Here is a 14,433-nt window from a genome sequence, read left to right as displayed (position 1 = left end):
TATGAAAAATAAATGTATGGGATTAATTAATCTTGACAAAAAAGGAAATCCAAATATAAATATATTAAATTATGCAAGACCGCTAGCATCTACTCCAATTGCAGGTAGGTATAGAATTATAGATTTTGTCTTGTCTAACATGGTAAATTCGGATATTACTAATGTTGGAATTTATGCTAAAGAAAAATATAGATCCTTAACAGATCACTTGGGTAGTGGAAAAGACTGGGATTTAAGCAGGAAGAAAGGTGGACTTTATATTTTCAGTCCAGAAAATACAAAGTATAACAATAATTATGGCTTTAGAACAGGAGATGTATATTCCATATTAGCTAATATAGATTATATAGAGAGAAGCAAAGAGGAATATATACTTATTACGCCAGGATATATGTTATGTAGCGTGGATTATAAAGAAGCGCTTAAATATCATAAACAATCAAAAAATGATATTACTGTTATATACAAACATGTCACAAATGCAGATGATGATTTCTTGGGATGCATGACGTTAAATATGGATAGTAATTATAGGGTTTTAAACATAGGTGGCAATATAGGAGCTTTTCCTAGCGCCAACATATCTATGGAAACTTATATTATGAAAAGAACGGATTTTATTAAATGCATATATAAAATAGCAAGCTTAGGAACTCATTCATATTTTGAAGACTATATTAAAAGAGAAATTTCTAATATGCAAGTTGGGGGATTTGAATTTAAAAATTATTTAAAATGTATAAATTCAATTCAAAGTTATGCTGAGGCAAGCAAAGAGATATTAAAAAAGGATGTATCAACAGAGTTATTTAACTCAGAAAGAAAAATATTTACTAAGGATAAAAGTCAAGCACCAACCATATATATGAAAAATGCTGAAGTAAAAAATTCCTTTGTGGCTACAGGTTGTAAAATTGATGGAACTGTTGAACACTGTACATTATTTAGAAAAGTTGAAGTAGGAAGAGGGGCCATACTAAGAAACTGTGTTATAATGCAAAATTGTAAAATAGAGCCAGGAGTAGTTTTAGAAAATGTTATATTTGATAAAAATATTATCATCTCAAAAGGAAAAGAATTAAAAGGAGATAAGGACTACCCTATGGTCATAGAAAAGAATCAGAAGCTTTAGAAGTAAAAAGGGGGAGAATAGATGAAGATACTTTATGTAACGGCAGAATGCTGGCCATTTGTAAAAACAGGAGGTCTAGGAGATGTATCCTATGCCCTTCCTAAGGCTCTAAAAAAGGAAGGTGCTGATGTAAGAGTTATAATGCCAAAGTATTCTAACATACCAACATATTTAAAAGATAAATTTAAACCAGTTGCAGAATTTAGTGTAAAGGTAGGTTGGAGAAATCAGTATTGTGGCATGGAAACTATGGAATTGGATGGAGTTACATTTTACTTTATAGACAATGAATTTTATTTTAAGAGGTCTGATGAGCCAAGTATATACGGACATGGTGATGATCCAGAAAGATTTGCTTTTTTTAGTAATGCAGTATTATCATCTATGGAAAAACTAAATTTCTATCCAGATGTGATGAACTTAAATGATTGGCATACAGGAATGATTCCTTTATTGTTAAAAGAAGATTATGGGCATCTAAAGAAATATAAAAATATAAAAACTGTTTATACTATACACAATTTACAGTATCAAGGAATATTTAATAAAGATATGCTAGGAAATGTTTTTGATATATCTTATGATTATTTTAATAGTGGGGATATAGAATTCTATGGAAAGGTTAATTTTATGAAGGCTGGTATTGTATTTGCTGATAAAGTCACAACTGTAAGCAAAACTTATGTAGAAGAAATACAGACACCTTTTTATGGAGAAGGACTAGAGGGGCTTTTAAAATCAAATTCTTATAAATTAGAGGGTATTTTAAATGGTATAGACTATGACTTAAACGACCCAGCTACAGACAAGGCTATATTTGAAAAATTTGATGTTAGTTGTATACACAAAAAACTACAAAATAAAATAAAATTGCAAGAAATTCTCGGATTAGAAGTCAATCCTAATATTCCTTTAGTGGGTATTGTGTCTAGATTAACTTCACAAAAAGGTTTGGATTTAATTAATTATATGATGCCTGAGATTATGAGAGAAAATTTACAAATGGTTGTACTTGGAACAGGTGAACATCAATATCAGTCTATGTTTAATTATTATAATTCAAATTTTAGTAATAAATTATCGGCAAGAATTACTTTTGATAGTGCTTTTGCACAACAAATCTATGCAGCATGTGATATTTTCTTAATGCCATCTTTATATGAACCTTGTGGAATAGGTCAGATGCTTGCAATGAGATATGGATCAATTCCTATAGTAAGGGAAACTGGTGGACTTAAAGATACGGTAACTCCTTATAATAAATATACAGGAGATGGAAATGGGTTTAGTTTTACTAATTACAATGCTCACGAAATGTTCTTTACTCTTCAAAAAGCAATTACACTGTATCAAGATAAAAACATTTGGAATAATCTAATTATAAATGCAATGAATACAGATAATAGTTGGAAGAAATCAGCTCAAGACTATATGAGAATATTTAATGGCTTAATAAGCTAAAGGGGCGATTTAATGATTACAATAAATAAAAAGCGATTTAAAGAACATTTCAGAAGGAAAATGAATAACTTATACGCTCAAACTCTTGAAGAAGCAAGTAATGAAGAGCTTTTTAATGTACTATGCTATGTTATAAAAGATATGATTTCAAAAGACTGGGAAGGAAGTAGAATATATCAAGAGAAAGCAGTATTTTATTTTTCAATAGAATTTTTATTGGGGAGACAATTAGAATCTAATTTATTAAATCTTGGATTTGAAGATACTGTAAGGCAAGGCCTAGACGAACTGGGAATAAATTTAGATGAGATATTTGAAGCAGAGCCAGACCCAGCACTAGGAAATGGAGGATTGGGAAGATTAGCAGCCTGTTTTCTCGATTCCATGGCTTCTGTAGGAATTAGTGGTCATGGATATGGAATAAGATATAAATACGGATTATTTGAGCAGAAGTTTGTAAACAATTCTCAAGTAGAAGTTCCAGATAACTGGCTTATAAATAGTTCTTATTCTTGGGAAATAGTTAGACCCAATAGAGCAGTATTGGTAAAATATGAAGGAAAAATTAACATGGAAGAAGATGATGAAGGTAATCTGAAAATTACTCATAGAGATTATATTCCTGTAATGGCAATGCCATATGATATACCTATAATTGGCTATGGAAATGAATGTATAAATACACTTAGAATATGGAAAAGTGAAATACCAACAAGAGATTTTGGAAAATCATCTCTAAATGCTAAAAATCAGGCGGCTAGTTATGAAGATGCACTAAAATACAAATATTATGCAGAAGAAATTTCTCAAACTTTATACCCAAATGATTCGAACTATGCAGGTCAACTACTAAGATTAAAGCAAGAGTATTTCTTTGTTAGTGCAGGAATTCAAGATATATTTAGAAAATGTAGGAGATATAAAATTAAATCACAAGAGTTGCCAAATAAAATTGCTATTCATATAAATGATACTCATCCAGCGTTGTGTATACCAGAGATGATGAGAATATTATTAGATGAAGAAGGATTGTCCTGGAATGAATCATGGAACATAACCACTAAAGTAATGTCTTATACAAATCATACAATATTATGTGAGGCAATGGAAAGATGGTCAGAAGATATTATGAAAAAACTTCTACCAAGAATATATATGATAATAGAAGAAATAAATAGAAGATATGTTAATGATTTAAGAAAAAAGGGCTATAGAGAAGATAAAGTAAAAAGAATGGCTATTATGTATGATGGTGAAATTAGAATGTCTAATTTATGTATAGTATCAAGCTATAGTGTAAATGGTGTGGCACAGCTTCATACTAAATTGTTAAAAGAAGAAGTATTAAATGATTTTTATGAAGAAGAACCATATAAATTTAATAATAAAACAAATGGTATTGCTCATAGAAGATGGCTGATAAGTTCAAATCATGAACTAGCCAGCTTAATAACAGAACTGATTGGGAATAAGTGGATAAGAGATACATCTCATTTGAAGGAATTACAAAAGTTTGTGGATAATGAAAAGGTGTTGAATCGATTAGAAGAGATAAAATTTAATAATAAGGTAAAACTGGCTAACTATATAGAAGAATATAATAAGATAACAATAGATCCTAACTCCATATTTGATGTTCAAGTAAAAAGGCTTCATGCTTATAAAAGACAACTTATGAATATTTTACATGTACTTTGTTTGTATCATGAAATACTAGATAATGTGGACATTGAATTAGATATTCAGCCGCGAACTTTTATATTTGGAGCTAAGGCAGCACCAGGATATTATTTAGCAAAATGTATAATAAAATTAATAAATTGCGTTGCTAATTTAGTAAACAATGACCCTAAAGTAAAAGACAAGATTAAAGTTGTATTTATAGAAAATTATGGGGTATCACTAGCAGAAAAAATTATACCAGCAGCAAATGTAAGTGAACAAATTTCAACTACTACAAAGGAGGCATCAGGAACTAGTAATATGAAGTTTATGATGAATGGAGCATTAACATTGGCAACACTGGATGGAGCTAATGTGGAAATATGCCAACAGGTAGGAAAAGAAAATATGTTTTTATTTGGACTTAGTGCTAAGCAGGTATTAGATTACAACAAATATGGTGGATATTCATCAAAAGATTTATATCATTCTAATAAGTTACTAAAACGAGTTGTAGATGATTTGGTTAATGGGTTTATACCTGGTCTTGGAAAAGAAGGTAGGGAAATTTATGATGCATTAATAACTTATAATGACGAATATTTTGTTCTCAGAGATATTGATGAATATGCTGAAGCACAACAAAGAATAAATAATCTTTATAAAGATAAAATCAAGTGGAACAAGATGTCTCTTATAAACATTGCAAATTCTGGAGCTTTCTCTAGTGATAGAACTATAAATGAATATATAGAAGATATTTGGTTTAAAGGGTGTGATGAGGATGTGCAAAACAATATCATTTAACTCCTGGAATGAATATTTTAAGGCTCCTTTTGGAGCCTTAGAGATTAACCAAGGAGCTGATATTAGGATTAATACTAACGAAGAAGTATACAGTATTTGTTTAGTAATAACAAAAGATGATGAAAACTTAGGTAGTAAAGAAATAAGACGAATTTCATTGAATAAAAAAGAAAAAAATATATATGAATGTAAAATAGAACCATTACTAATTCCAGCAGTATATTATTATTATTTTGAAGTGGAAGTTATTAAAAATGGATATAATCAAAAGTTATTTTATGGAAAAGTCAAACAAAATGGTGAGGTTTGTAAATATGATTTTAACAATCTAAATAAATATCAATTAACCGTTTATGAAGAAAGTAAAGCTCCAACTTGGTTTAAAGAAGGCATTTTATATCATATATTTGTAGACAGATTTAATAATGGCAATAGAACTAGTAAACCAAGTAATCCAAAGAAAAATAGTTTCATATATGCCAATTGGGAAGATGATCCAATGTATATAAAAGATGAGAATGGAGATATCATAAGATGGGATTTTTATGGAGGTAATCTTAAGGGAATTATAAATAAGTTAGGATACCTTAAGAAGCTTGGAGTAAGTATCATATATCTAAGTCCAGTTTTCGAATCATCTAGTAATCATAAATACAATACAGGAGATTATAAAAAGATTGATCCTATGTTTGGTGATGAAGAAATATTTGAAGAATTAATAGAAAAAGCTAATGCAAAGGGAATATCTATAATACTTGATGGTGTATTTAGCCATACAGGAGCTGATAGTATTTATTTTAATAAGTTTAACAATTATGATAGCAAAGGAGCTTATGATAATGAAGATTCTCCATACAGAAGTTGGTATACATTTGATGATTCGAAGGTAGGATATGAATGTTGGTGGGGAATTAAAGACTTACCAAATGTAGATGAATTAGAACCTTCGTATATGGATTACATAATTAAAGATGAAGGAAGTGTTTTAAATAAATGGACCAAAATGGGAGTTAAAGGATGGAGATTAGATGTAGTAGATGAATTACCTGATGAGTTTGTATCTGAATTTAAAAAGGAACTAAAAAATTCCGAAAACGATTCCGTTCTAATCGGAGAAGTTTGGGAAGATGCTTCTAATAAAATTAGTTATGGTCAACGCAGAAATTATCTTTTAGGAAAACAGCTTGATTCAGCTATGGGATATCCATTTAGAAAGGGAATAGTATCTTTCTTAAAAGGAGAAATAGGCTCATATGAACTTAATGATTTATATATGGAAATCAAAGAAAACTATCCGCCAGATGCATTTAAATCAAACTTGAATCTATTAGGTACCCATGATGTAAGAAGAGTTAAAACAGAGCTTAATAATGATAATGATATGATTAAACTTGCAGTATTAGCACAGATGACTTTTGAAGGAGTACCGTACATTTATTATGGTGATGAAGCAGGTCTTGAAGGAGATAAAGACCCAGATAACAGAAGAACTTATCCATGGAAAAATGAAGATAATGAGATGATAGATTTTTATCGAAATTCCATTCAAACTAGACATAGAGTAAAATCTTTATTAAAAGGTGAAACTAATTTTATTTATACTAGAGATAATGATGTTTTTGCCTATGAAAGATTTCTTCATGAAAATGAGGAAGATAATTGTTTAATAATTATGAATAGAAGTGAGGATTATAAACGTATACATTTTGATTTTGAGTATGATTTGTTAGATGAAATAGGGATAAAATATACTCCTGGTGATTATGGAGTTACTTTAGAAAAAGAAAATGGAAAATTTGTAGTAGATATTGGACCAAAATCTTTTATGATGTTTAAAATGAAAAATATTAAAAAGGAATCATTTGAACAAGCATAGAAAAATGTGTAGATTATTAATAATCTACACATTTTAATTTGAGTAAGTTTATAGCCTAAAGTGGTAGCCAAGTACATGGCTAATTTAATAGTTTAAGGGAAGCAAATTTTTTATTTTTAAAATGGAATTTCGCTTTCAGATATTTCACCATCAAAAACTTCATCTGTAAATATTTCTTCATTATTAAAAGTATTTTCAGTTTTATTATTTTGTTTAGGGTCTATAAATCTAAATAAGTCACAGTTGACAGTAATAGATTTTCTATTTTCTCCATTTGTAGATAAATATTTATCTACTTTCATTTTTCCTTCAATATAAACTAATCTACCTTTAGTCATATATTCACTAAAAACTTCTGCTTGTTTATTCCATATTTCACAATTAATAAAATCAGTATCATGTTCACCTTGAGCATTCTTATAACCTCTATCAACTGCCAATGAAAATCTAGTTACAGGGATATTTTTCTCACCTACAAATTTCAAATCTGGATCTTGACATAACCTTCCTACTAATATGACTTTATTCATTTAAAACCTCCACATTTTAATATAATTAAAAACTTTAGTAAAATTATAGACAAACATAAGTTCGAATATACAATATTTAGAAAAAATTATTTTTTTGAGTAAGGAAAAAAATGTAAAAAAGTGATATAATAAAAATAATGATGAGTGTTAAAGTCTATGTTAATTTAATAGAGAATTGAAAATGAGGGGTTTTATTATGAAAAAGGATATTTATAGAAGTATAATAAAAAATAGTAAAATAGCTTACTTAATAATAAATTGTAAAATGGATAATCATAATAAATACATTGGCATAGAGGTATTAGAACAGAATAAAGAATTTCAAAAAGTTTTTAAGGTGATAACAGAAAATAATGTATTTGAAAAGGAAATAACTGAATTAATAGCGAATAATTGGATAAAAAATAAATTTAAAGGCGACGAATTTGACCAATTTGTAAAGGATATAATTAAGAATGGCCATAAAAATGTAGAGTATACTGTTGAATTAAATAATAAAAATGTAATAATGGATATATATTATTTGGAAGAATATTTTATTGTAGTATATTCAATGAATTACAATATGGACTGTGATGAGGAAGATTTTATAATATATAATTGGGCAAAAGATCTAAATGGGGTATATACTAATATATGTGAAAACTTTAATGATTTAAAATTAAAGGGAAAAAAAACAATTACTGGGAAAAGAGATTTAGATTTATGGGAACCATCTGAGGTTAGGAAGTTTAGACAACAAGAAAATAATGTTATATCAAATAGAAATGTAAAAACTTTCTATCAAACATTAACAAAGAAAGATGGCAATAAAATTTATTTAGAGTCAACTATATGGCCTATAATAGATGATAATGATAATATAATAGGAACAAAAGGCTTTAGTATAGAAATAAATGATAGGCTAGTTTTTGAGAAAAGTTTAGAGCAAAATGAAGAGAATTTTAGAGAGATAACTAAGTATTCTGACTCTGTATTTATTATTAGAGATAAAGAGAGGGCCACTTATGTTAGTCCAGCTTTTAGGAATGTATTTGAAGATAGTCCAGAGGACTTATATAGGGACTTTAGTAAGATAGAGGAGTATTTTAAGAGAGTAGAATGTAATGATTATAATATAAGTTATGAATTTGATTTTGACAAATGTAATGAAGGAACTGGAAAAGTAAAATTAGATAATGGAAAAGAAAAGTGGATTTGGTATAAATTTTTACCAATAAAGGATTCAAAAGGAAGTATTTCGAAAAGAGTAGGAATTTTAACTGATGTAACAGAGAAAAAGAAAATAGAAGAAGAAAAAAATCAGCTTAAATTAGATTTCTTTGTAAATTTATCTCATGAATTGAGGACGCCAATCAATCTTATATCAAGCACAGTTCAACTTATCAAATTAAATTTAACAAAATTATCACCGCAAGATGCTAATAAGTTTTATAAATATATGGATATTATGGAAATGAATAGTTTAAGACTTGTGAGGCTTATAAATAATTTATTGGATTCAACACGAGTTGAGGCAGGATTTATAAGTTTTAATCCGATTAATACAGATATAGTAGGATTTATAGAAGACATATGTGATTCCATTGTGGAATTTACAGAATTTAATAGTATGCACTTAATTTTTGATACAAATGTTGAAGAAGAAGTAGTACTATTTGATCCAGATATTATAGAAAGAACTATGCTTAATTTATTATCAAATGCAGTTAAGTTTAATAAAAAAAATGGAAATATATATGTAAATTTAAATATTAAAGATGATAAAATTAAGATTAGTGTAAGAGATGAAGGAATTGGAATACCAAAGGAAAAAGCTAATTGTATATTTGAAAGGTTTGAACAAGTTGAAAGTAAAAATAGAATAGAAAAACAAGGAAGTGGCATAGGACTATACTTAGTAAAATCTTTAGTAAGTTTGCATGGAGGAAGTATTAAAGTAAATAGTAAAATTAACCAAGGTAGTGAATTTATAGTAGTTATACCTAAGAGATTATTAAATAATGGTGAGGAATTTATTTTACAAAAAAATGAGGAAGTTAGATATAGTAGGGCTAATATAGAGTTTTCGGATATATAAAAAATAAACACATTATTAATTAAAAAATTAATAATGTGTTTATTTTTTTTTATCTGTATGTTTTATAACTAATCTCATTAAAAAAAATACGGGAATAGTCGAGAAAATAGGAGCTATTATAGGAGCTATAGCTTTACTTAAGTCTAATATATTAACTAATGACAATATAATTCCCAGATTTAGAGCATATTCAAATATATATACTAAGAAGCTTAGCAAATATTTTTTTAAAGAATACTTTTGTTCTTTGAATGTAAATTTAGAATTCAAATAATAAGATGCAGTAATGCTTATAATACTTGTAATAGTATATGCAATTAAATAATCAATTTTAAAAACTAGATATAGTGTTAAGTAAAATATCTGAGCAACTATAAAATTTGCAGTACCTATAATATTAAATTTTATATATTCTATAATTTTATCTTTATATAGTTTAAACTTTTCAACAATTGTACCCTTTATGATAAACACATCCTTTTAAAAAGTAATTATTTATATTTTATATCATTATTATGTTCATTGACAAAATAAATATAAAGAACTATATTTATTTTGTAGATATATCTATTATTAGGGGGGGAAAAATAGAAATGTCAAATTGTAATTCATGTCCATCAAATGGATCTTGTAATAAAGAACAATCAAATTGCTCAGTGGTTAATAATCCACTAAATAAAATTAATAAAATTATAGGTGTAATGAGTGGTAAAGGTGGAGTAGGAAAATCTACAGTATCAGCACTTATAGCAAAAAATTTAGCTAAACAAGGATATAAAGTAGGTGTATTAGATGCGGACATAACAGGTCCTAGTATACCAAGGCTTTTAGGTGTAGACAAGCAAAGAGCAAGAGCAACAGAGGAATTTATATATCCAGCAGTAACAGCAGATGGAATAAAAGTAATGTCTCTAAATTTATTAATAGAAAATGAAGAAGAACCTGTTATCTGGAGAGGTGCAATGGTTTCTAATGCAGTAAAACAATTTTATACAGATGTTTTATGGGAAGAATTAGATTACCTTATAATCGATATGCCTCCAGGAACAGGAGATGTAGCTTTAACAGTTATGCAATCTATTCCTATAAATGGTATAGTAATGGTTACAATACCTCAGGATATGGTATCAATGATAGTTACAAAGGCTGTTCATATGGTACAAAAGCTAGATATAGATGTAATTGGTGTAGTTGAAAATATGAGCTACATAACATGTCCAGACTGTAATAAAAAGATTCAAATATTTAATGGAGAAAATAATAGAAAGTTCCTTGATGATATGAATTTGGATCTTTTAGGACAATTACCAATGAACTCCGGAATAGGAAACGTATCTATAGGTATTTATAAAGATGGTGATGAAGAAGTAGAAGGATTATTTAATCCTATAGTAATAAATATGATTAAGTCATTAGAAGAAAAAGAAAAAGAGATCTCAGGGGCATTCTAGCTAAAAATAAGGAGTGAACAAATGAAATTAGGAGATATTTTTGTGTTTAGTATGGATTTAATTTTATTTACATATTTTACTGAAATCGCACTAAATACTACAAGTATGACAGTTAGGATAGTAGCATGCTTTGCTATGACAGCTGAAATATTCTTTATGAGACAACATCTAAAGATGATGAAGCTATCTGCCCAAAAAAGAGAAGATTAAAAAATACACAGTTCAATATATTGAACTGTGTATTTTTTTTTAGATTACATAAAATCTATTGACATTCCAGTTAATGGAAGGTTTATTATGATATTAGGAAATATTATGAGTATGAAAATAGTGAAATAAAATGGGAGGAATAAGATGAAATTAAGTATGGTTGCAGACCACGCAAGATGGCCCAGAGAAAATGACATTATATTTAACTTATCTGAAAGAGCTCAAAAGGCAGAACAAAACATAGGTAGAGAAAACGTTATCAATGCTACCATTGGTGCATTAATAGATGATGAAGGAAAACTAATAACAATGAATAGCGTTTTTGAACAATTAAAATCATTGCCTAATAATGAAATATCTGCTTACGCTTCTATTGCAGGACAAGATAACTATAAAGAGGCTGTAAAAAAAGTTTGTTTTCAAGGAAATGATCCAGATAGTTATGTAAGAGTTGTAGCTTCTCCAGGTGGAAGTGGTGCTATTAAATTAGCAATGTGGAACTATACTAATTACGGAGATGTAATTTTGACTTCTGATTGGTACTGGAGTCCTTATGCAATTATAGGAGAGGAAGCTGGAAGAGGAGTTGCAAATTACAAATTATTTAATGATGAAGGAAAATTTAATATTGAATCTTTTAAATGTAAATTTAAAGAAATTATAGATAAGCAAGGAAATATATTCACAATAATTAATACTCCTGGTCACAATCCAACAGGATATACTGTGTCGGATTATGAGTGGGATGAAATATTAGATTTTGCAAAAGAAGTTGCAAAGGATGAGAGTAAAAAAATAGTTTTATTTATAGATGTTGCATATATAGATTTTGTTAAAGATGATATAGCAAGTAGAAAATTCTTTAATAAATTTGAAAACTTGCCAGAAAATATATTATCAATAGTAGGTTTTAGTATGTCAAAAGGATTTACTGCTTATGGTATGAGGATGGGGGCAGCCATAGGAATATCTTCAAGTGAAGACATTGCAGAAGAATTTTATTACTCATTAATGCATTCTTGTAGAGCCAATTGGTCTAATTGTAATAGAGGAGCTATGTCTATTCTTTCTCATTTAATTTCAGATGAGCAAAAGTATGCAGAATATAAAATTGAGAAAGATGAATATAAAGATATGCTTGTTAAAAGAGCGGAGGCTTTTGTACAAGGTGCAAAAGAAGTAAATCTTGAGATACTTCCATATAGAGATGGATTTTTTGTAAGTATACCATGCAATAATCCAAAAGAAGTTTGCGAAGCACTCACTAAAGAAAATCTTTATTTAGTTCCTTTAAAAATGGGATTAAGATTTGCGGTATGTGCAGTATCAGAAGAAAAGTGTAAAAAAGCTCCAAAAATTATAAAAGAAGTTTTTGAAAAAGTTAAATTATTGGATACAACTTCAGTATAAAAAACATAAAAGTAAGGGGGACTATTAACATGAAGAAATTAATGACAGGTAATGAGGCCATAGCTCGTGGAGCATATGAAGCTGGTGTAAAATATGCTTCAGCTTATCCGGGAACTCCAAGTACGGAGATATTAGAAAATATAGCTTTATATAAGGATGATATTCTTGCAGAATGGGCTCCAAATGAGAAAGTAGCAGTTGAGGCAGCGGCAGGAGCTTCAATAGCGGGAGCGAGAACTGTTGCATCTATGAAACATGTTGGTTTAAATGTGGCAGCTGATCCATTGTTCACTGTAGCATATACAGGTGTAACTGGAGGATTTATCATAATTACAGCGGATGAACCAGGACAACATTCATCACAAAATGAGCAAGATAATAGAAATTATGCTAGAGCAGCTAAAATTCCAATGCTTGAGCCATCAACTAGCCAAGAAGCTAAAGATATGTTCAAAGAAGCATTTGAAATAAGTGAAAAATTTGATACGCCAGTTTTATATAGGTTAACAACAAGACTGTGTCATTCAAAGGGTATAGTTGAGTGTGAAGGTAGGAAAGAAGTTGGAATAAAAGAGTATGTAAAAGACGCACCTAAATATGTTACAGTTCCTGCAAACTCAAGAGTATTAAGAGGAAAGGTAGAAGAAAGACTTAATAACTTAGAAAAATTCTCCAATGAAACTGATCTTAACTCTATTGAATTAAATGATACTAAAGTAGGTGTTATTGCGTCTGGAATGTGTATAAATTTCGCAAAAGAAGTATTTGGAAAAGATGCATCTTATTTAAAACTAGGATTTACTTTCCCAATGCCAGATGAAAAGATAAAAGAGTTTGCATCTAAGATAGAAAAAATATATGTTATAGAAGAAAATGATGAATTCATAGAAGAACATGTTAAAGCTTTAGGAATAAATTGTCATGGTAAAGATGTATTTCCAACATACGGAGAAATGACACCAGATGTTATAAGAAAAGCTATATATGGAAAAACATTTGATCACTTAGAAACAAATGAAGAATTATTAGTTCCAAGACCACCAACATTCTGTGCTGGATGTCCACATAGAGGTTTATTCTATGAACTAGGGAAAAGAAAAGATGTGGTTATAACTGGAGATATAGGATGTTATACTCTAGGATTTGCACCGCCATATAATGCAATGGACTGTGTAGTTTGTATGGGTGCATCTTTAGGTTCAGGGCATGGAGCACAACAAGTTTTCAATATGGTAGAGGGTAATAAGAAAAGAGTTGTAGGTGTACTTGGAGATTCAACATTCTTCCATACAGGAATAAATGGACTTTTAGATATTATTTATAACAATGGTAATGCCATCTCAATAATATTAGACAATAGAATTACTGGTATGACAGGACATCAAGAAAATCCAGGTTCAGGATTTAAATTACAAGGTGAGCCAACTAATGAAATAAGCATAGAAGCAGTAGTTAGAGCATGTGGTGTGAAAAATTTAAGAGTAATAAACCCTAATAATTTAAAAGAAGTAAATGATACACTTGATTGGGCATTTGAAAATAAAGAAGCGTCTGTAATCATTACAAGATGGCCTTGTGCTCTAAAAAAATTCTCTAAAGAAGATATAGAAGAGTTTAATAAGCCCTTTACAACAAAATGTGAAGTTGTAGAAGATTTATGTATAGGATGTAAAAAATGTACTAAGACAGGATGTCCAGCAATCTCATATAATAAAGAAATTAAAAAAGCTAGAATAGATAGAAATCAATGTTTAGGATGTGATGTGTGTGCACAAGTATGTCCTAAAGAAGCAATAATAAAGGAGGTAAAATAA

At 28.9% G+C, this 14,433-nt stretch carries 11 protein-coding genes; 9 read left to right on the top strand and 2 right to left on the bottom strand.

Annotation, left to right across the window (positions count from 1 at the left end; translation table 11 throughout):
- Position 1: 1 nt before the first annotated feature.
- From glgD to TVTCOM_RS17340, 4 genes are read left to right on the top strand one after another with little or no spacing between them, the layout of a single operon-like run.
- Positions 2-1,132, top strand: coding sequence for a glucose-1-phosphate adenylyltransferase subunit GlgD (gene glgD, locus TVTCOM_RS17355; RefSeq protein ID WP_434797506.1), 1,131 nt, complete (start codon positions 2-4; stop codon positions 1,130-1,132).
- Between the two features lie 21 nt (positions 1,133-1,153).
- The gene (gene glgA / locus TVTCOM_RS17350; protein WP_434797505.1) at positions 1,154-2,593 is read left to right on the top strand and encodes a glycogen synthase GlgA; all 1,440 of its coding nucleotides are present in this window, start codon (positions 1,154-1,156) and stop codon (positions 2,591-2,593) included.
- A 12-nt stretch (positions 2,594-2,605) separates the two neighbouring features.
- Positions 2,606-5,062 (top strand): glycogen/starch/alpha-glucan phosphorylase, encoded by a 2,457-nt coding sequence (locus TVTCOM_RS17345; RefSeq protein ID WP_434797504.1) that lies wholly within the window; start codon positions 2,606-2,608, stop codon positions 5,060-5,062.
- A complete protein-coding gene (locus TVTCOM_RS17340) occupies positions 5,040-6,938 on the top strand; it encodes a glycoside hydrolase family 13 protein (protein WP_434797503.1) in 1,899 nt (632 codons plus the stop codon). Before TVTCOM_RS17345 ends, TVTCOM_RS17340 begins: the two co-directional genes overlap by 23 nt.
- A gap of 116 nt (positions 6,939-7,054) precedes the next feature.
- Here the strand turns inward: TVTCOM_RS17340 and TVTCOM_RS17335 are convergent, their stop codons facing one another.
- Positions 7,055-7,468 carry a single-stranded DNA-binding protein gene (locus tag TVTCOM_RS17335; RefSeq protein ID WP_434797502.1) on the bottom strand — a complete coding sequence of 138 codons (414 nt, stop codon included), beginning with the start codon at positions 7,466-7,468 and terminating at the stop codon, positions 7,055-7,057.
- Between the two features lie 196 nt (positions 7,469-7,664).
- Here TVTCOM_RS17335 and TVTCOM_RS17330 point away from each other — a divergent pair, with 196 nt between their 5' ends.
- Entirely contained in the window at positions 7,665-9,548 is a 1,884-nt protein-coding gene (locus tag TVTCOM_RS17330; protein WP_434797501.1) for a PAS domain-containing sensor histidine kinase, read from the top strand.
- A 39-nt stretch (positions 9,549-9,587) separates the two neighbouring features.
- Here the strand turns inward: TVTCOM_RS17330 and TVTCOM_RS17325 are convergent, their stop codons facing one another.
- Positions 9,588-10,022 (bottom strand): GtrA family protein, encoded by a 435-nt coding sequence (locus TVTCOM_RS17325; protein WP_434797500.1) that lies wholly within the window; start codon positions 10,020-10,022, stop codon positions 9,588-9,590.
- A 119-nt stretch (positions 10,023-10,141) separates the two neighbouring features.
- On the opposite strand from TVTCOM_RS17325, the gene TVTCOM_RS17320 reads away from it, so the two are divergent.
- From TVTCOM_RS17320 to iorA, 4 genes are all read left to right on the top strand, one after another.
- Entirely contained in the window at positions 10,142-10,999 is an 858-nt protein-coding gene (locus TVTCOM_RS17320) for an Mrp/NBP35 family ATP-binding protein (RefSeq protein ID WP_434797499.1), read from the top strand.
- Positions 11,000-11,020: 21 nt separating this feature from the next.
- Complete coding sequence (locus TVTCOM_RS17315) at positions 11,021-11,209, top strand: hypothetical protein (RefSeq protein ID WP_434797498.1); 189 nt, start codon at positions 11,021-11,023, stop codon at positions 11,207-11,209.
- A 144-nt stretch (positions 11,210-11,353) separates the two neighbouring features.
- Positions 11,354-12,619, top strand: coding sequence for a pyridoxal phosphate-dependent aminotransferase (locus tag TVTCOM_RS17310; protein WP_434797497.1), 1,266 nt, complete (start codon positions 11,354-11,356; stop codon positions 12,617-12,619).
- Between the two features lie 29 nt (positions 12,620-12,648).
- Positions 12,649-14,433, top strand: a complete 1,785-nt coding sequence (gene iorA, locus TVTCOM_RS17305; RefSeq protein WP_434797496.1) for an indolepyruvate ferredoxin oxidoreductase subunit alpha — start codon at positions 12,649-12,651, stop codon at positions 14,431-14,433.

Origin of the sequence: Terrisporobacter vanillatitrophus (assembly GCF_051148895.1) — a bacterium.
In the GTDB taxonomy this organism is placed as follows: domain Bacteria; phylum Bacillota; class Clostridia; order Peptostreptococcales; family Peptostreptococcaceae; genus Terrisporobacter; species Terrisporobacter vanillatitrophus.
The sequence above is the reverse complement of the archived record's forward strand: the minus strand, read 5'-3'. Positions and strand labels throughout refer to the sequence as shown.